The organism is Armatimonadota bacterium (genome assembly GCA_025059775.1).
GTDB lineage: Bacteria > Sysuimicrobiota > Sysuimicrobiia > Sysuimicrobiales > Sysuimicrobiaceae > Sysuimicrobium.
This window is the reverse complement of record JANXCW010000004.1, coordinates 122,136-144,072: the sequence shown is the minus strand read 5'-3', so window position 1 is coordinate 144,072 and position 21,937 is coordinate 122,136. Positions and strand designations below refer to the sequence as shown.

General features: G+C 68.9%; 16 protein-coding genes and 2 pseudogenes. 11 read left to right on the top strand and 7 right to left on the bottom strand.

The genetic code is table 11. From position 1 onward, the window contains the following. Window positions 1-9 precede the first annotated feature (9 nt). From N0A24_04625 to recA, 11 genes are read left to right on the top strand one after another with little or no spacing between them, the layout of a single operon-like run. A complete protein-coding gene (locus N0A24_04625) occupies window positions 10-1,287 on the top strand; it encodes an insulinase family protein (protein MCS7172680.1) in 1,278 nt (425 codons plus the stop codon). Beyond that, window positions 1,284-2,105, top strand: coding sequence for a 4-hydroxy-tetrahydrodipicolinate reductase (gene dapB / locus N0A24_04620; protein MCS7172679.1), 822 nt, complete (start codon window positions 1,284-1,286; stop codon window positions 2,103-2,105). The genes N0A24_04625 and dapB overlap by 4 nt, the downstream gene beginning before the upstream one ends. Before the next feature lie 22 nt (window positions 2,106-2,127). Further along, window positions 2,128-3,168, top strand: a complete 1,041-nt coding sequence (locus N0A24_04615) for an aspartate-semialdehyde dehydrogenase (protein MCS7172678.1) — start codon at window positions 2,128-2,130, stop codon at window positions 3,166-3,168. Window positions 3,169-3,220: 52 nt separating this feature from the next. Then, window positions 3,221-4,114: a 4-hydroxy-tetrahydrodipicolinate synthase gene (gene dapA / locus N0A24_04610; GenBank protein MCS7172677.1), complete on the top strand. Its 894-nt coding sequence runs from the start codon at window positions 3,221-3,223 to the stop codon at window positions 4,112-4,114. Then, window positions 4,115-5,785: a ribonuclease J gene (locus N0A24_04605; GenBank protein ID MCS7172676.1), complete on the top strand. Its 1,671-nt coding sequence runs from the start codon at window positions 4,115-4,117 to the stop codon at window positions 5,783-5,785. Between the two features lie 6 nt (window positions 5,786-5,791). Continuing rightward, window positions 5,792-6,610 (top strand): undecaprenyl-diphosphate phosphatase, encoded by an 819-nt coding sequence (locus N0A24_04600; GenBank protein ID MCS7172675.1) that lies wholly within the window; start codon window positions 5,792-5,794, stop codon window positions 6,608-6,610. Beyond that, window positions 6,607-8,835: a DNA translocase FtsK gene (locus N0A24_04595; protein ID MCS7172674.1), complete on the top strand. Its 2,229-nt coding sequence runs from the start codon at window positions 6,607-6,609 to the stop codon at window positions 8,833-8,835. The genes N0A24_04600 and N0A24_04595 overlap by 4 nt, the downstream gene beginning before the upstream one ends. A gap of 45 nt (window positions 8,836-8,880) precedes the next feature. Next, the gene (locus N0A24_04590; GenBank protein MCS7172673.1) at window positions 8,881-9,639 is read left to right on the top strand and encodes a DUF4115 domain-containing protein; all 759 of its coding nucleotides are present in this window, start codon (window positions 8,881-8,883) and stop codon (window positions 9,637-9,639) included. After that, window positions 9,626-10,888: a competence/damage-inducible protein A gene (locus N0A24_04585; protein ID MCS7172672.1), complete on the top strand. Its 1,263-nt coding sequence runs from the start codon at window positions 9,626-9,628 to the stop codon at window positions 10,886-10,888. The genes N0A24_04590 and N0A24_04585 overlap by 14 nt, the downstream gene beginning before the upstream one ends. A gap of 2 nt (window positions 10,889-10,890) precedes the next feature. Continuing rightward, the gene (gene thpR, locus N0A24_04580; protein ID MCS7172671.1) at window positions 10,891-11,454 is read left to right on the top strand and encodes an RNA 2',3'-cyclic phosphodiesterase; all 564 of its coding nucleotides are present in this window, start codon (window positions 10,891-10,893) and stop codon (window positions 11,452-11,454) included. 54 nt (window positions 11,455-11,508) lie between these two features. After that, complete coding sequence (recA, locus tag N0A24_04575) at window positions 11,509-12,582, top strand: recombinase RecA (GenBank protein ID MCS7172670.1); 1,074 nt, start codon at window positions 11,509-11,511, stop codon at window positions 12,580-12,582. A 24-nt stretch (window positions 12,583-12,606) separates the two neighbouring features. Here the strand turns inward: recA and acs are convergent, their stop codons facing one another. From acs to N0A24_04540, 7 genes and pseudogenes are all read right to left on the bottom strand, one after another. Beyond that, window positions 12,607-14,583, bottom strand: a complete 1,977-nt coding sequence (gene acs / locus N0A24_04570; GenBank protein ID MCS7172669.1) for an acetate--CoA ligase — start codon at window positions 14,581-14,583, stop codon at window positions 12,607-12,609. A 129-nt stretch (window positions 14,584-14,712) separates the two neighbouring features. Then, window positions 14,713-15,705: pseudogene (locus tag N0A24_04565) on the bottom strand (lipid-A-disaccharide synthase-related protein). A gap of 29 nt (window positions 15,706-15,734) precedes the next feature. Then, window positions 15,735-16,724, bottom strand: coding sequence for a glycosyltransferase (locus N0A24_04560; protein MCS7172668.1), 990 nt, complete (start codon window positions 16,722-16,724; stop codon window positions 15,735-15,737). Then, window positions 16,697-17,608: a glycosyltransferase gene (locus tag N0A24_04555; protein MCS7172667.1), complete on the bottom strand. Its 912-nt coding sequence runs from the start codon at window positions 17,606-17,608 to the stop codon at window positions 16,697-16,699. Before N0A24_04555 ends, N0A24_04560 begins: the two co-directional genes overlap by 28 nt. A gap of 2 nt (window positions 17,609-17,610) precedes the next feature. Continuing rightward, window positions 17,611-19,347, bottom strand: a complete 1,737-nt coding sequence (locus tag N0A24_04550) for an ABC transporter ATP-binding protein/permease (protein ID MCS7172666.1) — start codon at window positions 19,345-19,347, stop codon at window positions 17,611-17,613. Further along, window positions 19,344-20,465, bottom strand: a complete 1,122-nt coding sequence (locus tag N0A24_04545; GenBank protein ID MCS7172665.1) for a hypothetical protein — start codon at window positions 20,463-20,465, stop codon at window positions 19,344-19,346. Before N0A24_04545 ends, N0A24_04550 begins: the two co-directional genes overlap by 4 nt. A gap of 100 nt (window positions 20,466-20,565) precedes the next feature. Next, window positions 20,566-20,769 (bottom strand): annotated as a pseudogene (locus tag N0A24_04540) (hypothetical protein). Window positions 20,770-21,937: the final 1,168 nt, after the last annotated feature.

Below are 21,937 nucleotides of genomic sequence, written 5' to 3'. Positions count from 1 at the left end.
GAAGCGGCCGTGGACGCGGAGGTGCACAGGACCCGGCTTCCGAGCGGGATCCGGGTGGTCACGGAGGACATCCCGGGCGCCCGCACCGTCACCCTCGGCATCTGGGTGGAGACCGGGACCCGCTTCGAACCACCCGAGTGGGTGGGGATTTCCCACTTCGTGGAGCACATGCTGTTCAAGGGGACCCGCCGCCGCAGTGCGCAGCAGATTGCAGAGGAGGTGGATGCCCTAGGAGGCCAGCTCAACGCGTTTACGGATCGGGAACTCACCTGTTACTACGTACGCGTGCTGGCGGATCATCTGCCCCGGGCTACCGACATCCTCGCGGACATGCTGGTAGCCTCCCTCTTCGATCCGGAGGCCATCGAGAGGGAGCGCCAGGTGATCCTGGAAGAGATCAAGATGTACGAGGACAGCCCGGATGACCTCGTGCAGGATCTGTTCCTGGAGACCCTGTGGGCGGGGGACCCCCTCGGATGGCCCGTGATCGGCACCGCACACACGGTGCGCCGCCTCCACCGGGAGGCATTCCTGGAGTACCTAGCACGGGAGTACGTGCCCGATCGCACCATGGTGGCCGCCAGCGGAGCCGTGCGTCACGAGGCCATGGTGGACCTGGTGCAGGAGCTGCTCGCTCCCCTCGACGGGGCGGCCTCGCCGCGGATCCTGCGGGCTCCGGAGGTGCGCCGGGAGGTGCGCGTGCGGGAAAAGGACACGGAGCAGGTTCACCTCTGCTTCGGCTATCCGGGGCTCCCGCAGGCGCATCCGGATCGGTACGTCCAGGCGGTCCTGGAGACCATCGCGGGCGGTGGGATGAGCAGCCGCCTCTTCCAGGAGGTCCGGGAGAAGCGAGGGTTGGTGTACAGTATCGGTACTTTCTCCACCATGTACCGGGAGGCGGGGGCCTTCGCCGTCTACGCGGGGACCAGCCCCGAGCGGGTGGGTGAGGTGCTGGAGGTGGCCCTCCGGGAGCTGGAGCGACTGCGGACGGAACCGGTGCCGGCGGAGGAGCTGCAACGGGCGAAGGAGTCCCTGAAGGGGAACCTCATGCTCTCCCTGGAGGGCACGGCGCCGCGCATGTTCTATCTGGCCCGCAGCGAGCTGTACCTGGGCCGCTACGTATCGCCGGATGAGATCCTGGCGGAGATCGAGGCGGTGACCGCGGAGCGGGTGCAGCTTCTCGCCCAGCAGCTCCTGAGCGGCCCCCCGGCCCTGGCCGCGGTGGGACCGGAGGGAGCAGAGCGGCTGCTCCGGGGCTGGTTCGAATCCGTGGAGGTGGGAAGGTGAGACCGTTCGCTCCGTCCGTCCTACGGGTAGCGGTCTCTGGGGCTGCGGGCCGGATGGGCCGCGCGGTGGTCCGAGCCGTGGTCCGGGAGCCGGATCTCCTTCTCGTGGCGGCCTTCGGCCACACGCGCGCCCTCGGAGAGGACGCGGGAGAGGTGGCGGGAGTGGGGCCAGTCGGGGTCCCCATCCGGCCCGCGGAGGAGATCGAGGGGCTGATGGCGGATGTGCTCGTGGACTTTGCCGTGGGTGCGGCCACGGTGACCAACGCCCTCCGCGCGGTCCATCGGGGCGTGCGGCCCGTGGTGGGGGGAACGGGGTACGATCCCGCCGCGATCGGGGTCCTCGAGCGGGCGTGCGGGGAGCGAGGCCTTGGGGGGGTGGTGGCTCCCAACTTCGCCCTGGGGGCCGCCCTCATGATGCGGTTCGCGGAACTCGCGGCCCGTCACTTTCCGCACGTGGAGATCGTGGAGCTCCACCACGACCGGAAAAAGGATGCACCGAGCGGCACCGCACTCCGGACCGCTCAGCTCATCGCCTCCGCCCGCTCCGCCCTCCCGGAATCTAAGGTCCAGGAGACGGAGACGGTGCCGGGGGTCCGCGGCGGGGTATATGAGGGGATCCGGGTACACAGCGTGCGGCTTCCGGGGCTGATGGCCCACCAGGAGGTGGTCTTCGGCGGGCCCGGGCAGGTTCTCCGCATCCGCCACGATGCCATGGGGGATGAGGCGTACCTTCCGGGAGTGCTGCTGGCCATTCGGCGGGTGGTGGAGCTGGACCACCTCGTGGTGGGCCTGGAGAACCTGCTGACCCTGGAGGGGTAACCATCGGGGTTGCGGAGGTGAAATGGTGTCCAGGGGATACGTGGTCGCTGTAGTGGGTGCCACGGGCGCGGTGGGGCGCCAGGTGGTGAACATTCTGGAGACCCGGGACTTCCCGCTCCGGGAGCTGCGGCTGCTGGCAAGCCCGCGCTCCGCGGGGAAGCGGGTGGACGGGCACCCCGTGGAGGCCGTGTGCGAGGAGGCGTTCGAGGGGTGCGATCTTGCCCTCTTCGATACCCCGGATGAGGTGGCCCGGGAGTGGGTGCCCCGGGCTGCGGCCCGCGGATGCGTGGTGATCGACAACTCCGCGGCGTTCCGGCTGGAGCCGGACGTGCCGCTCGTGATCCCCGAGATCAACGGCCACCGGATTCTGGACCGACCCCGCAACATCATCGCCAACCCCAACTGCACCACCGCCACCTTCCTCATGCCCCTCGCTCCCCTCCACCAGGCGTTCGGGCTGCGGCGGGTGGTGGTCTGCTCCTACCAGTCCGTCTCCGGTGCGGGGCAGCGGGGGACGGAACAGCTGTGGCTGGAGCTGCGGGCCGTGGTGGAGCGGGGAGAACCCCTCACGGAGCCCTTGGGGGATGCGTTCCCGCACCCCATCGCCCTGAACCTCCTCCCCGCCATCGGATCCGTGAAGGAGGATGGGTGGACCAGTGAGGAGCGCAAGGCGCTGCTGGAAAGCCGCAAGATCCTGGAACTCCCAGACCTGGAGGTGGCCGTCACCTGCGTGCGGGTGCCTACCTTGGTGGGCCACGGGGTGGCGGTGCACGCGGCCTTCGCGCGCACTCCTACCCCGGAGGAGGCCCGGAAGGTCCTTGCCCGGGCTCTGGGGATCGAGGTGGTGGACGACCCCCTCCGCCACCGGTATCCCACCCCGCTCTGCGCCGCCAGCCGTGACCCGGTATACGTGGGACGCCTCCGGCGGGACGGAATGGGAAACCTGGCCTTCTTCGCGGTGGCGGACAACCTCCGGAAGGGAGCTGCCCTCAACGCGGTTCAGATCGCGGAGGCCCTCATCGCCCGGGACCCCAGCCTGGGCAAGGCCCCGGCCCGCCGGTAGGGAAGGGAGGGGTGCGTGGGGAATTGACCAGGCAAGACCATCGGGGGAGGCGATGGAGATGAACTGGGGACGGGTCATCACGGCCATGGCCACGCCATTCGGTCCCAATGGCGAGCTCGACGAGGCACGGGCCGCACAGCTTGCCCAGCGCTTGGTGGAGACCGGATCGGATGCCCTCGTGGTGTGCGGTACCACGGGGGAAGCTCCTACCCTCTCCGACGAGGAGAAGATCCGACTCGTGCGCGTGGCGAAAGAGGCGGTGGGGGGACAAGTCCCCGTGATCGCGGGAACCGGGACCTACGACACCGCCCACTCCATCCACCTCAGCGAGGAGGCCAAGCGGGCGGGTGCGGACGGGCTCTTGCTCGTGGTCCCGTACTACAACCGTCCCTCGCAGGAGGGGATCTACCGCCACTTCCGGGCCATCGCGGAACGGGTGGATCTGCCCATCCTCCTCTACAACATCCCGGCCCGCACGGGCACCAACATGCTGCCGGAAACCGTGGCCCGGTTGAGCGAGATCCCCAACATCGTGGGCGTCAAGGACGCCTCGGGAAGCCCGGACCAGGTCTCCGAGATCCGGCGCCGCACGTCCGAGGATTTCCTCATCTACAGCGGGGACGACAGCCTTACCCTGCCCTACCTGAGCGTGGGGGCGGTGGGTGTGGTGAGCGTAGCCTCGCACCTGGTGGGCCGCCAGATCGGGGAGATGATCGATCTCTTCTTCGCGGGCCGGGTGGCGGAGGCCCGGCGGCTGCACCTGCGTCTGTATCCGCTCTTCCGGGTGCTCTTCATCGCGCCCAACCCCGTGCCCCTCAAAGCCGCCCTCAGCCTGGTGGGCTTTCCCATAGGAGCCCCCCGGCTGCCCCTCGTGGCGGCCACGGAGAAGGAACGGGAGCAGATCGCTGCGGTCCTGCAGGAGCTGGCGGTGGCCGCCGTGGCGTAGATGGCTCGGGGCCGTGGGCTTCCTCACGCGGATGGAGCCCTCCGGGTGATCCCCCTGGGCGGGCTCGGAGAGATCGGCAAGAACGCCACCCTTGTCCAGTGGCGCCACGAGGCGGTGCTGGTGGATGCAGGGGTCCAGTTCCCGGAGGAGGAGCTCTTTGGCGTAGATCTCGTGATCCCGGACTTCTCCGTGCTCCGCCGGGACGGGCGCCGGGTGCTGGGGGTGCTGCTGACCCACGGGCATGAGGACCACGTGGGAGCTCTGCCGTTCCTCCTGCGCACCCTGCCCGTGCCCGTCTACGGGACCCGACTTACCGTAGGCCTCGCCCGGGCCAAGGCGCCTCCGCAGGCTACCTTCCACACCACCCAGCCCCGGACGCGGATCCGGTTGGGGCCCTTCGAGGCGGAGTGGATCCGGGTGAGCCACAGCATCCCGGACAGCTGCGCCCTCGCACTGCGCACCCCCGTGGGCACCTTGGTCTTCAGCGGGGACTTCAAGTTCGATCAGACTCCCATCGATGGACAACCCCCGGACCTCGCTCGGCTCGCGGAGCTGGGGGAGGAAGGGGTGCTGGCCCTGTTCCTCGACAGCACGAACGTGGAGCGGCCCGGCGTGACGCCTTCGGAACGGGTGGTAGGGGAGGCCTTCCAGGAGCGCTTCCCTCGAATCTCCGGCCGCATCCTGCTCACCACGTTCGCCACGAACGTGCACCGGATCCAGCAGGCTATAGAGGCCGCGGCACGGGTGCGCCGGAAGGTGGCGGTGGTGGGGCGCAGTATGGAGGAGGTAGTCCGGACCGCCCGCTCCCTCGGCTACCTCCGGGTCCCTAGCGGGCTTCTTGTCTCTGTGGAAGAGGCCAACCGTATGGCAGCTTCCCAGGTCCTGGTCCTGGTGACGGGGTCCCAGGGAGAGCCCTTCTCCGCCTTGGCCCGTATCTCTGTAGGATCCCACCGACAGATCTCCCTCCGACCCGGGGACACCGTGGTCTTCTCCGCTTCCCCCATCCCCGGCAACGAAGTCCTGGTGGCGCGGACCGTGGATGCCCTGTTCCGGGCCGGTGCGGAGGTCATCTATGGGACTGCCTCGGAGATGCACGTCTCCGGACACGCCTCCCAGGAGGAGCTCCGGCTGATGATCAACCTCCTCCGCCCCCGGTACGTGGTGCCCGTACACGGGGAGTACCGGCACCTGGTGCTCAACGCGCGCCTCGCGCAAAGCGTGGGGCTCCCGCCGGAGCGGGTCCTAGTGGGCACCAACGGGACCGTCTTTGCCTTCACCACCGCGGAAGGCCGTGTGGCGGGCCGGGAGGAGGTCTCCAACGTGCTCGTGGACGGGCTGGGCGTGGGGGATGTGGGGGAGGCCGTGCTCCGGGACCGTCAGCACCTCGCCCGGGACGGGATCGTGGTCGCGGTGGTGGGGATTGACCGGGAGAGCGGCCGGATCGTGCATGGACCGGAGCTCGTGACCCGGGGGTTCGTGCACGCACCGGAGGCGAGCGGACTCCTCCAGGAAAGCCGCCAGCGGGTCACCGAGGTGGTGATGCGGTGCTGGCGGCGGGGGCAGACGGAGCTCGGGGTGGTGCGGGGAGAAATCCGCGATGCCCTCTTCCGGTTCCTGCACCGGAAAACGGGGCGGCAACCTATGATCCTCCCCCTCGTCGTAGAACTCTAGCGGACCATGGGGACCCCCTACCTGTGGCAGATGGTGGTCCTGGGTGCGGTCCAGGGTCTTACGGAGTTCCTCCCGGTGAGCAGCTCCGCGCACCTGGTCTTCGCGGAGTTCCTCCTAGGACTTCCCAGGCCGGGGCTTGCCCTGGAGGCCGTGCTGCACCTGGGAACCGTGGGCGCGGTGTTGGTCCTCTACGGGAGGGATCTGGCCCGCCTCCTGCAGGTCTGGAGGCGTTCCCCCCTCGATCTCACCCCAGGACAGCCCGGTCGGGTAGTGTGGCTGTTGCTCTGCACCACCGCCATCACGGGCCTTGTGGGGCTGGCCTTCGCGGAGCCGCTTGGGGCCCTGTTCGCCTCGATCCGGTGGACCGCGATCCAGCTGGTGCTCACGGGTCTCCTCCTCTGGTGGGCACCCCGTAGCGGCAACCGAACTCTGCCCCACATGACGTGGGCGGACGCAGGGTGGGTGGGGCTCGCACAGGCGGTCTCCATCGTCCCGGGGATCTCCCGGTCCGGGATCACCATCGTCACGGCCCTGTGGCGGGGGATCGGGCGGGAAGAGGCGGCCCGCTATTCCTTCCTGTCCGCGGTTCCCGCGATCCTCGGGGCTGCGGCTTTCTCCCTGGCCCGGGATTGGCAGGCAGCGGTCTTCCTGGGATACTCCCCAGCGGAACTCCTGGTGGGGTTCACGAGTGCTCTGGGGTTCGGGATGGTGGCCATCCTGGGGCTGGTTCGCATCCTCCAGCACGGCCGCCTGAGGACCTTCTCCTGGTACTGCTGGATCGTGGGGCTGGGGGTCCTGGCGTACGCATGGAGGTGCGGCGTATGAGCCGCCCAGCCCGCCCCCGTTCCGCCACCCGCCGCCCGAGGCGCCGCAGTCCAGCCCGCAGGACCCTCAGTGTGGTTTTGCTGGTGGCCGCCTCCGCGTGGGCGCTGAGCCTGCTGCCTGGTGCGGACGGTGCCCTCAGCGGCGTCCTCCGGTCCAGTGCCCGGTGGCTGTTTGGGATCCATGCGTGGGGCCTTCCCGCCTTCCTCGCCCTTCTGGGCTTCCTGCTCCTCACGCTGCAACGCCCCCGGCTCACCCCCCGTCTAGGGGGCCTCCTACTGGCCTTCGCGGGACTCGTGCTCTGGTCTCATGCCTCGGTTCCTCCGGGGCGGGAGATCGCAACCGGCGTGGCCGGAGGGGGAGGCGGGGTAGTGGGAGGGGTGCAGGCGTGGGGGTGGCGGCGCCTCATGGGAGCTTTCGGAGCCTGGGTGGGCGTGGCCATGACCGGCCTGTGCGCCTTGTCCCTGCTGATCCAGCGCAGTCCCCTGCGGGGCCTAGAGGCCGTAGCAGACGGGGTACAGGTGCTTGGGGCGCGGATAAGGGCCCGGATCCGGGAGCGGAGGCGGTCGCCGGAGGGCCGCGGGATCTCCGCGAACCGGATGCCGGATACGCCCCTGCCCCACAGGTTGCGGGTGATCCCCCTGAGCCCCAGGCGGGCTTCCCGGCCGCTTCCACCTCCTACACCCGTGGACTTGCCACCACCCGATGCACAGGATCCCGGCGGACACCCTGAACCCCTCCTCATGGTGGAAGCTCCCCCCGCGGGCCGGTGGATCCTTCCGCCCCTGGATCTTCTCCACCCGCCTCCCGACCCCCGCACGCGCCAGAAGCTGCAGCCCCAGGAGGTAGCCCGTACCCTGGAGGCGACCCTCCGCTCGTTCGGGGTGGAGGCCCGATGTGTGGGGTGGGAGCAGGGACCGGTGGTAACCCGCTACGAGCTCCAGCCAGCCCCGGGGGTCAAGGTGCAACGCATCACGAGCCTCGCGAACGACATCGCCCTGGCTCTCGCTGCCCAGTCCGTGCGCATCGAGGCCCCTATTCCCGGGAAATCCGCGGTGGGCATCGAACTCCCCAACGAGCAGGCGGTCCTGGTGACCCTGCGGGAACTCTTAGACGCTTCCCCCTTCGAGCGCCCGGATCCCTTGCTGGTGGCCCTCGGCAAGGACATCGCGGGATATTCGGTGGTGGCGAACCTGGCGGAGATGCCACACCTGCTGATCGCGGGGGCCACGGGATCGGGGAAGAGCGTGATGCTGAACGCCATCATCGCGTGCCTGCTCATGCGGGCCACGCCGGACCAGGTGCGGTTGGTGCTCATCGATCCCAAACGGGTGGAACTGGTGCACTATGAGGACGTTCCGCACCTCCTCGTGCCCGTGGTGCGCACCCCGAAGGAGGCTGCGGCGAAGCTGCGGCGCATCCTGGAGGGCGTGGAGCGGCGGTACGAGGTCTTCGCTCGGGCCGGAGTCCGGAACCTTCAGGCCTTCAACGGCTTACCTCCGGAGGAACGGGAACGCGCCCTCCGGGAGATCCCGGGGGAGAAGCTGGGGGAGGGGGAAGATGGGGCCCTGCCGTACGTGGTGGTGATCATCGACGAACTGGCGGATCTCATGATGGTGGCGCCCGCGGAGTTCGAGGACTGCATCGTGCGGCTCGCGCAGTTGAGCAGGGCCACGGGCATCCACCTAGTGGTGGCGACCCAGCGTCCCTCCGTGGACGTGATCACCGGTCTCATCAAGGCCAACATTCCCTCCCGCATCGCCTTCGCGGTCTCCTCCATGGCGGACTCCCGTACCATCCTCGATGCTCCCGGTGCGGAGAAGCTCCTAGGACGGGGCGACATGCTCTACCTCCCCATCGGCGCGAGCCGTCCTACCCGCGTGCAGGGGGTCTTCGTGTCGGACCCGGAGATTGAACAGCTCGTGGACTTCTGGAAGGACCAGGGACGGCCCGCCTACGACGCCGGGCTGCTCCAGGCGCAGGGCGCGGAGGAGGAGGGGGAGGGGGACGAGTTGCTGGCCCAGGCGGCACGGATCGTGGTGCAGGCGGGCTACGGATCGGTTTCCCTGCTGCAGCGGAAAATGCGGATCGGCTACGTGCGCGCCGCCCGCTTGGTGGACCAGCTGGAGGCCCGGGGGATCGTGGGACCAGCGCAGGGAGCCAACCCCCGGGAGGTGCTGGTGGGACCGGAGGAGCTGGAGCGCCTGTTCCCCCGGACCGGGCCATGAAGCTCACCGCACCCGGTGCGAGGACCCTGTTACCATGGAAGACGGATGGACCGCCCAGCTCCGCCTGCGGGGATCGGGGAGCTCCTGCGCAGACGCCGGGAAGCCCTTGGTCTGAGTCTGGACCAGGTGCATGCGGAGCTGCGAATCCCTGTTCGGTACCTGCTGGCCCTGGAGGAGGATCGGTTTGATCTCTTCCCCGCGCCCCACTACGCCCGGGGATTCCTTCGGAGTTACGCCACGTTCCTCGGCCTGGATCCCGAACCCCTGTTGCCCCGGTGTCCTCCTCCCATGTTGCCTCGTCCCCATGCCCTGACCGCCCAGGGGAGGGTGCCCATCCATCCCGTGCGGCGGGAGGCCCGGTGGCACCGCTTCCTGCGGTGGCTCCTCCTGACGCTCGCGGCGGGGCTCGTGGTGCTGGGGTACGCGGTCTACCGGGAGGTGCGGGCCTTCCTGGATTCCTCCTCCACCCAGCAACCCCAGGCCCACCCGGTGGCCGTCCCGTCGCCTTCCCCGCCATTGGCCCCGGATCTCCCCTTACCCCTCCAGCCCACCCTCGGGGTGCGGGTAGCCCTCGTGGGGGAGGAGGTGAGCTGGATCCGGGTTCTTGCCGACGACCGTCGGGCCTTCGAGGGATTCCTGCGGAGGGGGGAGCGGAGGGAATGGACCGCCCGTCGCAGAATCCACGTGGTGCTGGGGAACGCGGGAGGGGTACGGGTGGAGGTCAACGGAAAAGAACTGGGGCGCCTGGGAGGACCGGGAGAGGTGGTGCGTCGGACGTTTGGGGTACAGGATGGTGCGCGCTGAGATCCTTTCCGTGGGCACCGAGCTCCTGCTGGGGCAGATCACGGATACGAACGCCACGTACCTCTGCCAGCGGCTGGCGGAGCTGGGGATCCCCGTGTACTTCCGGCAGACGGTGGGGGATAACCGGGAGCGGATTCAGCAGGCCTTCCGGCTCGCGGCTAGCCGCGCGGAGCTCCTCGTGTTCACGGGCGGGCTAGGTCCCACGGAGGACGACCTCACCAAGGAGGCGGTGGCGGAGGCTTTGGGTGTGGAGCTGGTGCTCCATGAGGCCTCGTGGGCCCACATCCAGGACCTGTTGCGTAGCCGGAACCGTCCCCTCACCCCGAACCAAAAGCGGCAGGCCCTGCTCCCCCGGGGCGCGAAGGCCATCCCGAACCGGTGGGGGACCGCACCCGGGGTGCTCTGGGAGCGAGACCATCAGGTCCTCGTGATGCTCCCCGGGGTTCCCCGGGAGATGCGGGGGATGTTCGAGGAGACGGTGGTCCCTTACCTTCAGGAACGGGGATGGGCGGGGGAGGAGGTGATCCGATCCCGGGTTCTGCGGGTGGTGGGCATCGGAGAGGGTGCCCTGGAGGACCTCATCAAAGACCTCCTCCGGTCCTCCAACCCCACCATCGCCCCCCTCGCACATCTGGGCGAGGTGCACCTGCGGATTACCGCCCGGGGACGGGTCGGGGAGGTCGATCGCATGCTCTCCGAGGCGGAGGCGGCCCTGCGGGAACGGATTGACCGGTACGTGTATGGCACGGACCAGGAGACCCTGGAGGAGGCGGTGGCGAGGTTGCTCGTGGCTTCCCGCCGTACGGTGGCGGTGGCGGAGTCGTGTACGGGGGGGCTTTTGGGCCACCGGCTTACCAACGTGCCCGGGAGCTCCGCGTACTTCCGGGGCGGGGTGGTGGCGTACGCGAACGAACCGAAGAGCTCCCTTGTGGGGGTTCCTCCGGAGGTCCTGCAGGCTCGTGGAGCGGTCTCGGAGGGGGTAGCGGAGGCCATGGCCCGGGGCGTGCGGGAGGTGTTCGCCGCGGACCTGGGAGTGGCCATCACGGGGATCGCGGGACCATCCGGAGCCACGCCGGAAAAGCCCGTGGGAAGGATGTACGTGGCCCTGGCGGAGGAGGGGGGGGTCCAGGTCCGGCGGTTTGACTTCGGACCTCAATTCGGCCGGGAGGGGGTCAAGCACCTCGCCACCCAGGCCGCGCTCGACCTCCTGCGGCGCCACCTCCTGGGGAGTCCGTCTAAAAGGGAGTGAGGGTGCGCCTCTTTGTGGCGGTCCCCCTCGCGGAGGCCCTTCGCCCTCAGGTGCGGGATCTGCAGCGGGCCATCGCCCGGGCCTGGCCGGAGGTGCGGGTGAAGTGGGTGGAACCGGATCTCCTCCACTTCACCCTGAAATTTCTGGGCGAGGTCCCGGAGGTACGGGTGCAGGATGTGGCGGGCGCGGTGCGGGAAGTCGCGGGGACAAATCCGTTCGAGATCACCATCGAGGGCCTCGGAGCCTTCCCCCACCTGCGGTCCCCCCGGGTGCTCTGGGTAGGAGTCACGGAGGGAGCGACAGAGCTCGTGGCCCTGGCCCGGCGTGTGGAGGATGCCCTGTTCCGTATCCGGTTTCCCCGGGAAGCCCGTCCCTTCGAGCCCCACCTCACCATCGGCCGTATCCGGCAGGGAGAAGGAGGAGCAGACCTCGCGAAGGCCCTGGAACGGTCTGGAAACGCGAAAATCGGCCGACAGCGCGTTGAATGGGTGGTGGTCATGGAGAGCCGACTGAGCCCGAAGGGACCCACGTACGTGATCCGGGAGTCCGTACGACTCGGCGGTTGACATGCAAACAAATGTTTGCTATAGCTTTGGGAAAGCCACGGGAGGAGGGAGGCCATGAGTGACCGGCAGAAGGCGTTGGATTTAGCCGTGGCCCAGATCGAGAAGCAGTTCGGCAAGGGCTCCATCATGAAGCTGGGGGAGGCGAACCAGCGGCTCACGGTGGAGGTGATCCCCACGGGGGCCATCGGGCTGGATACAGCCCTGGGGGTGGGAGGGGTGCCCCGGGGACGGGTGGTGGAGATCTACGGCCCTGAGGCGAGTGGAAAGACCACCCTGGCCTACCACATCATTGCGGAGGCCCAGCGGGAGGGGGGGGTGGCCGCTTTCATCGATGCGGAGCACGCCTTGGACCCCAACTACGCGCGGGCAGTAGGCGTGAACGTAGACGAGCTGCTGGTCTCCCAACCCGATAGTGGCGAGCAGGCTCTGGAGATCGCGGAGACCCTGGTGCGCTCCGGGGCCGTGGACGTGATCGTGATCGACTCCGTGGCGGCCCTGGTGCCGAGGGCGGAGCTGGAGGGAGAGATGGGGGATGCGTTCGTGGGGCTGCAGGCGCGGCTCATGAGCCAGGCCCTGCGCAAGCTCGTGGGCGCCATCAGCCGGTCCCGGTGCGTGGTGGTGTTCATCAACCAGATCCGGGAGAAGGTCGGCGTGATGTTCGGTAACCCGGAGACCACCACGGGTGGCCGGGCCCTGAAGTTCTACGCCTCCGTTCGCATGGAGATCCGGCGGACGGAGAACATCAAGAACGGCGAGGACATCACGGGCATGCGGGCCCGGGTGAAGGTGGTGAAGAACAAGGTGGCTCCGCCCTTCCGGGAGTGTGAGGTGGAGATCCTCTACGGGAAGGGGATCAGCAAGGCCGGGAGCCTGTTGGACCTCGCCACCGCGCAGGGTCTCGTGCAGAAGGTGGGAACGTGGTACAGCTATGGGGAACTGCGCCTGGGCCAGGGCCGGGACAACGCCCGGGAGTTTCTGGAGAACAACCCGGAGCTCGCGGCAGAGCTGGAGGCCAAACTGCGGGAGAAGATGGGGTGGAACCGGAGCCGCAGCCAGGTCCCGGAGACACCCGTGGTGCCGGAGCTGCCAAGCCGGAACCACAAGGACGTCCCCCTTCGGACACGGTAGCCAGGGAGGGAACGGAGGGCCCGTTTACGCCTCCTCCGTTCCCTCCTCCACGTACCGCTGCTTGATCTCCTCGATCACCTTGGGATCCGTGAGGGTGGTGGTATCCCCCAGGGCCCTCCCTTCCGCGATGTCCCGCAGCAGCCTCCGCATGATCTTGGCGGAGCGGGTCTTGGGCAGGTCCGCACAGAAGAAGACGTCGTCGGGCCGCGCGATGGGGCTGATCTTCTGGGCCACCCACTCCCGCAGCTCCTTCCGCAACGTCTCGCTGGGCTCGTATCCGCTCCGGAGCACCACGAAGGCCGCGATGGCCTGTCCTTTCTCGGGGTGACTGCGCCCGATGGTGGCGGCCTCCGCCACCGCGGGGTGGGAGACGAGGGCGCTTTCGATCTCGATGTTGCTGAGCCGGTGGCCTGCTACGTTCACCACGTCGTCCACCCGGCCCTGGATCCAGTAGTACCCATCTTCGTCCCGCCGGGCTCCGTCTCCCGTGAAGTACTTACCCGGGAACCGGCTCCAGTAGACCTGGACGTACCGCTCCGGATCCCCCCAGAAGGTGCGCAGCATGGCCGGCCAGGGGCGGGTGAGGACGAGGTACCCCCCTACGTTGGGCGGCAGCGAGTTTCCGTGCTCGTCCACGATGTCCGCGGCGATGCCCGGGAAGGGAAGGGTGGCGGATCCGGGCTTGGTGGTGGTAATGCCGGGAAGCGGGGTGATCAGGATCATCCCCGTCTCCGTCTGCCACCAGGTGTCCACGATGGGGCAGCGGCCCCCCCCGATGTGCTCGTGATACCACATCCAGGCCTCCGGGTTGATGGGCTCCCCTACGGTGCCCAACAGGCGGAGGCTTGTGAGGTCGCACCGCCGCGGGTACTCCAGCCCCCATTTCATGGCGGTGCGGATGAAGGTGGGCGAGGTGTACAGGATGTTCACCCGGTACTTCTCCACGATGCGCCAGTACCGATCCCGGTCCGGCCAGTCGGGAGCCCCCTCGTACATCACGGAGGTGGCGCCGTTGCTCAGCGGCCCGTACACGATGTAGCTGTGGCCCGTGACCCACCCGATGTCCGCGGTGCACCAGTAGTAGTCCTCCTCCTTCAGATCGAACACCCACTTGGTGGTGAGGTGGACACCCAGCAGGTACCCGCCCGTGGTGTGCAGCACCCCCTTCGGTTTCCCCGTCGTTCCGGAGGTGTACAGGATAAAGAGCGGGTGCTCGCTGTCGAGGGGTTCTGCGGGACAGGTCGGTGCGGCCTGCTCCAGGAGCTCGTGCCACCAGTAGTCCCTTCCCGGCCGCATCGGCACCGGGTTTCCGGCCCGCCGGAGCACCACCACCTTCTCCACCGAGGGACAGGTCTGTAAGGCCTCGTCCGCGTACTGCTTGAGGGGGACAATCTGCCCCCGCCGCCATGCTCCATCCTGGGTGACGAGGACCTTGGCGCTTGCATCCTGGATGCGGCCCGCCAGGGCCTCCGCGCTGAATCCGCCAAACACCACACTGTGCACCGCGCCGATGCGGGCGCAGGCCAACATGGCGATGGGCAGTTCCGGGACCATCCCCAGGTAGATGGTGACCCGATCCCCTCTTTGAACGCCTAAGTTCTTGAGGACGTTGCTGAACCGCTGGACTTCCCGGTGCAGGTCCTGGTAGGTGAGGACCCGGCTATCGCCCGGCTCGCCCTCCCACACGAGGGCGGCCTTGGTGCGCCGCCACGTCTCCACGTGGCGATCCACGCAGTTGTCGCAGGCGTTCAATTGCCCCCCCACGAACCACTTGGCCCACGGCGCGTTCCACTCCAGGACCCGGTCCCACTTCCGGAGCCACCGCAGCTCCTGCTCCGCATATTTCGCCCAGAATCCTTCCGGATCCCGCTCCGCCTCCTCATAGATCCGGGGGTCACGTACATTGGCCCGGGCCGCGAACTCCGGCGAGGGCGGAAACCTGCGGGTCTCCTGGAGTAGGGCCTGGATGGTGGCTTGGGTCTGCACGCCCGTCCAGTCCATACACCTCCCCCTTTCCCCGCGTGCTCTGGGAAGTGAGATTCTCCTCTCCGTCTGTCCTCTCCTGCCCACAAGCCAGTGGGCCAAGCGGTCCGCGGCCCCCGGGGGACCCATCCGGGCCCGCCCCACTTCCCCCCGCCGGGTACGCTCCTCAGGATCCGCCAGCAACCGCAGCACGGTCTGCGCCGCCTCCTCCGGCCCTTCCGTGGGCACCAGGGCTTCCCCCAGGAGTCTGGCCTGGAGCTCCAGGAACTTGCGGGTGAACTGAGGGCCGGGACCCGGCAGGGCCACCACGGGCTTACGGAGCCCTGCCGCCTGCTCGTTCGCTGTCCCACTCATCCCCAGCACCATCATGGCCTGCGCCACCGCATCGGCGAAGGACCGGGTTATCCGGATCCGGAGGCCTCTCCAGAGGAGGTGGTCTTGGGCGATCCGCGCACCCGTGGCGCGGGCCAAAGCCAGGGGGTCCACGGTGGGTGAGAGGGCGCACAGCCACCGAACCTCCGGACGCGCGGCGGCCACCCGCTCCACGGCCCGGAGAAGCAGGCGGAAATTGGCGGGAGCATCCCGCCGGCTTCCTGGAAGCAGCAGCACTACGGGTTCGTCCGCAGCAAACCCGAAATCCTCCCCCGAGAACTCCAGGCAGTCCATCATGAGGTTGCCCACGTACTCCGCGGGGATGCCGGCCTTTCGGAATCGGTCTGTGGTGAGGGAATCCCGGGGGAAGGAGACACGGGCCAGGCGCCGGATCAGGAGAAGCTCCCAGGGCTGGTGGGGCTCGTTGTACTCGGATTTGGCCGTGGGGAGGTACACCGGTCGGGTCCCAGTGGCTGCGGCCATCCACAGGCAGAACAGATCCCCAATGGCCACCACCTCATCCCTCTCCTCCCGCTGCTCCCGCAGGGTGCGGCGCTGGGCCAGGGTGAGGGAGATCCATCCGGCCCGCAGATCCTCCCACGCCTCCCGCCAGCCGGTACGGAACCCGAACCCCTCGGTGGGCAGCGTGCGGCGGGGATCCAGCACGGAGATCCCCGCCGCCTGGTAAGCGCTCCCCAGGCCCACGAGAGGATAGGCTCGCACCTCGGCTCCTTGCCGCCGCAGGGCACGCCCGAGGGCGGCCCCCATGGCGTCCTCCCCGTATCCGTTGGAGACGATCAGGACGCGCATCGGCCAACAGGGATGCTGGGGTGGGAGCCTTCCTGGAGGACCTGCCAGACTCCCTCGTAGTAGGCGTGCCAGAGGAGGTGTGCGTAGCACTCGTTGGCTACCGCGAGCCACAGCTTCCGCGAGGGCCCGGTGGCGGAGAGTAGCCTCCGTTCCGTATGCTCCAGGACCCTGCGGATCCACGGGGTGAAGACGCCGCTCCGGTACACAAGCCACTTCAAAGGCAACAGGAGGGGATGCAGCTCCAGGAAGAGGCCAAGCCCGAGGGGGCGGCGGTGCTTGTTCCAGAAGTACACGGCTCCCCGACCCGCCTCTACCAGCTTACGGCGTGCGCCCTCCAGGTCCTCCACATGGTAGTGCCAGGTCACCGCCCGGGACTCCCAGTGGATGCGTACCCCGCTTCGCCGCAGGCGCACCCCCAGCTCGATGTCCTCCCACCCGTACCCCGAGAAGGCCTCATCGAAGCCCCCCACCCGCCAGAAGTCCTCCGCCCGGACGGAGAAATTCCGGGTGATGACGTGATAGGGAGAGAGGTCGTGAGGGCGTCGCGGGGTGAGGTCAGGGAACAGCTCCTTGACTTCCATGAAGGGGTTCACCTTGCTGCGGGGGTGCGTACGGCTTGGACCCTGCACCGCCACGCGGCCACCTTGCCGGTAGTGGGCGGCGTGGGCCGTGAGGAGCTTCGCTTCCGCCCACACATCCGCGTCCAGGAATAGGAGGACTTCGTAGCGGGCCTCCCGGGCGCCCCGGTTGCGGGCGGCAGCCCGTCCGGCGTTCGGCTGCCGGAGGTAGCGGAGCGGAAGCGAATCCGCCCAGCGGGCGACCACCTCCGGAGTCCCGTCCGTGCTCCCGTCGTCCACCACCACCACCTCGTAGGCGTCCCGGGGGTATTCCTGGCGGCTTAGGTGCTCCAGGGTGGTTCCCAACACATGCGCGCAGTTGTAGGCGGGGATCACCACGCTGATGCGGACCGATCCCATGTCCACTCCCGGCTCAGGATCGCGAGATAGTGACGGTTCAAGGCCCCCCGGAGGAGCAGGTACTTCCGCGCGGGCGGGAGGTGGCGGTCCTGGAGGATCCGGCGCAGGCGCTCTCGGTCCACGCGTCCGCCCAGGGTCATGAGAAAGGCGAGGGCCTGGTGTAGGAGGGTATGCTGGACCATCCACCGGGTGCGCCACCCGGGCTGCTTGCGCAGCAGCCGCACCGCCATCCGGGCCCGCTCCTCCTCCTTCCGGAAGAGGAGCCCGAGCGCTTCAGGATCCGGGAGAGGCTGGTAGTGGTACGCCAAGGCCCCGTGACGGTAGACCCGGCGCAGTCCCATTCGGATTAACCGCATCCCCAGCTCAAAGTCTTCCCAGCCGTACTCCCGAAAGTCCTCGTCGAAGCCGCCCGCCTCCAGCAGGTGCCGTCTGCGCACGGAGGCGTTCGCGGTGTCCAGGAAGGCGGGGGAGGGATCCCGCAGGTAGGGAGGGCGTTCCAGGGGATCATCCAGGTGCTCCGTGAGCAGGATCGGTCCTCGCCCCACCGCGTTCCGGTGGCGCTCGTGGATCTCTCGGTGTACCGCTAGGAACCGGGGCACCACGAAGACGTCGCTGTCCACGAACACCACCACCTCCCCCCGTGCTTCGGCGATCCCCCGGTTGCGGGCCGCCGCGCGGCCGAGATTCCGCGGCAGCCGGCAGAACCGTACCTGCAGGGCTTCCCGGAACGACTCCACCGAGGGGCGGAGATCCTCCTCTGACCCGTCATCCACCACGACCACCTCATAGCAGTTCCGTGGAAGGGTTTGCCGACTCAGGCAGCGCAGGCACACTTCCAGCACCCGGGGTCGGTTGTAGGCGGGGATCACTACGGAGAGCTCCATCGCTAGGAACCCGGAACCGGGACGGGGAGGAGCTGTCCTTCCGCGAGGATCCGGAAGAGTCCTCCGGCCCGCAGGAGCTCCTCGTAGGTCCCCTCCTCCACGAGGCGTCCTTCTTGCAGCACCAGGATGCGGTCCACCTCCCGGACCGTGCTCAGGCGGTGGGCGATCACAAGGACCGTCCGCCCCCGGAACAGCCGCTCCAGGGCCTGCTGGACTGCGGCCTCCGACTCCGCGTCGAGGTGGCTCGTGGCTTCGTCCAGGACGATGATCTCGGGGTCCAGAAGGAGGGCCCGCGCGATGGCGATGCGCTGTCGCTGCCCCCCGGAGAGATTCAGGCCTGCCTCCGCAAGGGACGTCTCATAGCCTCGGGGGAGGGCCCGGATGAACTCGTCCGCGTGGGCCGCCCGCGCCGCCTGGACCACCTCCTCCAGGGAGGCCTCGGGGCGGCCGTAGGCGATGTTGTCGCGGATCGTGCCCGCGAACAGCATGGGATCCTGCGGTACGTACCCGATCCGGCTGCGCAGGGCAGCGGTACACACCTCCCGCAGGTCCACCCCCCCGATGGTGACCCGTCCCCGGGTGGGGTCGTAGAACCGCAGGAGGAGGTTGACGATGGAGGTCTTGCCCGCACCGCTCGGTCCCACCAGGGCCACCCGTTCTCCCCGCCGGATCCGGAAGCTCACCCCGCGCAGGGCCCATTTCCCGGGCTCGTACGCGAACCATACGTCCTCGTAGGCGATGTCCCCCAGGGGGCGTGGGAGGTCCCGGGCACCGGGGGGGTCGGTGTGGAGGGGCAAGCGCAGCACCTCCTCGATGCGCTCCAGGGCTGCCTGGGCCTGTCGAAGGTTCGTGTACATGCGGGTGAGGTTCACACCCGGCTCGATGGCCAGGGCCACGTAGGCCACGAAGGCCACGAGCCTCCCGGGCGTCATCCACCCGGAGGCCACGAGCCGGGCTCCGATCCACAGGAACCCCACAAGCCCCAGGGCCGTGGCCAGGGTGACGGCGCACACCTCGCGCGCCACAAGGCGGCTCATCCGCAGCTGCTGCCGCACGAGCCGTGCGTTCTCTTCCGAAAAGCGGGCCTCCTCCCGGGCCTCCTGCACGAAGGCCCGTACCACCCTGGCGCCCGCCACCACGTCCCGCACGCGGGTCGCAAGTTCCGCCACCTGCTGCTGGGCCTGGGCGCTCGCACGCTGGATCTGCCCTCCGAAGTGGCGGGCCAGGATCGCCACTCCAGGGAGGATGACGAGGGTAAGGAGCGCAAGCCGCCACTCCAGCACGAACAGCATGACCACGGTTCCCGCCAACGCGGCCAAGGTGCCGAGGAGGTCCACAAGTCCCACCAACAGATGGGTGTGCACCAGCTGGGTGTCCGACAGGGAGCGGCTCAGCACCTCCCCGCTGTGCCAGGCTCCGATCCGCTCCACGGGCCATCGCAACAGGGAGGAGAAGATGCGGCCGCGCAGGGCCGCGGTGGCCCGATGCGCGAAGGCGAAGTTGGCGTAGATGGAACCGTAGAGGAACAGGGTGCGCAGGGCCAGCACCCCCAGCACCCCCAGGCCCGCCCGCTCGATGAGGTGGACTTCCGCGCGGGCTACCAGCTCGTCGATGGTCCGGCCGAACACGTAGGGCACAGCTAAGCCCAGGGCCGTCACCACCAGCACGCACCCCGCCGCCAGCGCCAGCAAGCCCAGCTGGGGTCGGATGGTGTCCCGGAGGAGAGGGGAGAACTTCATGCGCCTCCCTCCGCGATCCGGCGCACAAGGCGGTCCGCGGCGCCGGGAGCCCAGGGGAAACGGAGCTGCAGAGCCCGCTGCATCCGGGCCCGGCGGGCTTCGTCATCGAGCAGCTCCACCACCCTGCGCGCCACCGCCTCCACGGGCTCGTCCCCCACCACCTCCTCCACGACCCGCTCGCCCGCCAGGCGGTTGGGGAGCGCCACGGGCCTGGGCGTGCGGAAATACCGGCGCACCGCGGCAGCCTTGAGGGCCCGACCCCCGAGCGGTATTCGTCCCACCCACTCCCAGAGGCCCTCCAGGGGCAACCGGGCAGGGTCGTAGAGGGGCAGCCACACCACCATGGGGGTGTGCAGGTATGCCAGCTCCAGGGTGCCGGTTCCGGGGATAGTGAGAGCCAGAGTAGCCCGACGGTAAGCCCGCAGGCGTTCTTCCTCCTCCGTGAGGACGTGGATGCGGTGGTTCAGGACAGCACTCTCCAAAAGCCCAGGGGGCAGGAACGGGGAGGCTACCATGGCCACCTCCACATCCCGGTGTGCCCGGCGCACCAGCTCCCCGATCCGTGCCATGAGGGGGGCCAGATCCCGGACGAGGGGAGGGCGGGACCCGGGGAGCAGGAGCAGCAGGCGATCCCGCTCCGCGGCCCCATCCTCCCCTGCAGGACGGAACCCGGCTGCGAGCGCGTCCACCCGCAGCTCCCCTACAACCTCCACTTTCCGCTCGGGAACGCCGAGCGCTACGAGCCGGCGGGCCACTTCCTCCGTGGGAGTTCCGATCCAGGTAAAGGCCCGGTGCCGGGAAGCGATGAGGGTGCGCTCCGTGTAGGCGGCTACTGGGCAGCGCGCCCGACGGCCGAACCGCACCGCGTACCAGAGGTCTCCGCCCAGGTGCACCACCCGGTCCGCCCGAAGGCGCCCCAGGCCCAGGCTCCGCTGGACGCACGTTCTGGGGTGCAGCACCTCCTGAAAGAGGCCGGTTCGCCGGGCTACCTCCGCCTCTCTTCCCGTGGCGTACTGGCAGGGCGGCAGGGCAAGCCGCACCGTAGCCCGGAATAGGCGTCGGAGGGCCCGGGCCACGGGGATGGCCCAGCCCCACACCTCGCCCGGACCGTTGCTCACCAGCAGCACCTCCACGCGGCCATTATAGGCAACGGAGGACCGCCGCGGCCGGGTCTAGAATTCCTGGAATCCGTGCGCAGGTGTTTTGGGGGAGCGCTCCTCGTGGTGCTCCTCTTGAGCCCGGGACTGGGAGCCCAGGAGCTGGTCCTGGAGGCGGACCGCGTCCAGTACGATGCTGGGGCCCGTACCCTGGAGGCTACGGGGAACGTACGGCTGCGGTACCTGGATGTGCGCCTGTGGGCGGACGAGGCGTTCGCGGACCTGGAAAGAGGAGAGGTCCTGGTGCAGGGGCGGGTGCTCCTGGAGCAGGCAGGAAGGCGCCTTGCCGCGGACCGAATCCGGTACCAGCTGCGTACCCGCGGGGTCTCCGCGGTCCGGGCCCGCACGGTGGTGGATGGCATCTACTACCGGGCTGAGGAGGTGGTGGTGCAGGGCGAGGTCCTCCAGGCCCTCGATGCCCTGGCTACCCTGTGCAACCCCGCGTCACCCCTTTTCCGTGTCATCGCCCGACGGATCACGCTGGTACCCACCCAACGGCTGGTGGCGGAGGACGCGAGCCTGTGGGTGGGCAACACCCGGCTTTTGAGCTTGAGGCGGCTTGAGGTCCCGCTCCGGGAGCCTTCCTTCGAGCAGTTCGCGGAACACCTCCCCCGGCCGGAGGCCGGCTACGATGCCATCAGTGGATCCTGGGTGGCCCTGCGATACCCCTATCAGGCGGGGGACCTTTTGGGAGAGGCCTACCTCCGCTACGGCACCCTGCTGGGGTGGGAAGGGCGTCACCGCTTGCGGTATCCCGATTGGTCCCTGGAGCTGGTGGCTGGCGCGTTGCGGGACGACGAAAATCGCCCCTATGAGGCCCTGGAGCTCCGGTATGCGCCGGCACCGGGACGGCTTCCGTTTCTCCCAGCCGCCGCGACCCCCACCCTGCTGGTGGGCACCTACCGGGAGCGGGTTACGGGGGCCCAGGGCCCCAAGCTCGAAGGGGCCCTGGGCCTCACGTGGGATCCGGTTTCCCTCTCTCCTCAGACCACGCTCGTGCTCTCCACCTCCCTCCGCGCGGCTCTGTACCGGGATCGGTCCCTGGTGATCCCTACGACCAGCCTGCGCCTCACCCACCGGCTGGACGCCCGTTCCACGGTGACGGGGTCGTATGTCCGGACGGACCTCCTGGGCAGTACCCCCTTCCTGTTCGATCTGGTGGATCGTACGGAGGCGGTGTCCGTGGACTACGCATACACAGGACCGGAGTTTAGGTTCCGTGCGGGCGTGGCCTACGACTTCGTGCCCCGGCACCTGAAACTTTCGGGAAGCGCCTCCGTGGACCTCTCGGACAGCTGGAGGCTCCGCGTCTCCGCCGTCTACAACGCCACCCTCTCCGGCTTTGAGGACCTAGACCTGGACGTGGGCACGCGGTGCGACTGCCTGGCGGTTTCCCTGACCTACCGGATGGTCCGTCGGGAGATCTTCCTGAA

Excerpts from the sequence above, each read along its gene's own strand:
- N0A24_04615 (MCS7172678.1), top strand. The coding sequence starts at position 2,128 with ATGGTGTCCAGGGGATACGTGGTCGCTGTAGTGGGTGCCACGGGCGCG.
- dapA (MCS7172677.1), top strand. The coding sequence starts at position 3,221 with ATGGAGATGAACTGGGGACGGGTCATCACGGCCATGGCCACGCCATTC.
- N0A24_04605 (MCS7172676.1), top strand. The coding sequence starts at position 4,115 with ATGGCTCGGGGCCGTGGGCTTCCTCACGCGGATGGAGCCCTCCGGGTG.
- N0A24_04600 (MCS7172675.1), top strand. The coding sequence starts at position 5,792 with ATGGGGACCCCCTACCTGTGGCAGATGGTGGTCCTGGGTGCGGTCCAG.
- N0A24_04595 (MCS7172674.1), top strand. The coding sequence starts at position 6,607 with ATGAGCCGCCCAGCCCGCCCCCGTTCCGCCACCCGCCGCCCGAGGCGC.
- N0A24_04590 (MCS7172673.1), top strand. The coding sequence starts at position 8,881 with ATGGACCGCCCAGCTCCGCCTGCGGGGATCGGGGAGCTCCTGCGCAGA.
- N0A24_04585 (MCS7172672.1), top strand. The coding sequence starts at position 9,626 with ATGGTGCGCGCTGAGATCCTTTCCGTGGGCACCGAGCTCCTGCTGGGG.
- recA (MCS7172670.1), top strand. The coding sequence starts at position 11,509 with ATGAGTGACCGGCAGAAGGCGTTGGATTTAGCCGTGGCCCAGATCGAG.
- acs (MCS7172669.1), bottom strand. The coding sequence starts at position 14,583 with ATGGACTGGACGGGCGTGCAGACCCAAGCCACCATCCAGGCCCTACTC.
- N0A24_04560 (MCS7172668.1), bottom strand. The coding sequence starts at position 16,724 with ATGGGATCGGTCCGCATCAGCGTGGTGATCCCCGCCTACAACTGCGCG.
- N0A24_04555 (MCS7172667.1), bottom strand. The coding sequence starts at position 17,608 with ATGGAGCTCTCCGTAGTGATCCCCGCCTACAACCGACCCCGGGTGCTG.
- N0A24_04550 (MCS7172666.1), bottom strand. The coding sequence starts at position 19,347 with ATGAAGTTCTCCCCTCTCCTCCGGGACACCATCCGACCCCAGCTGGGC.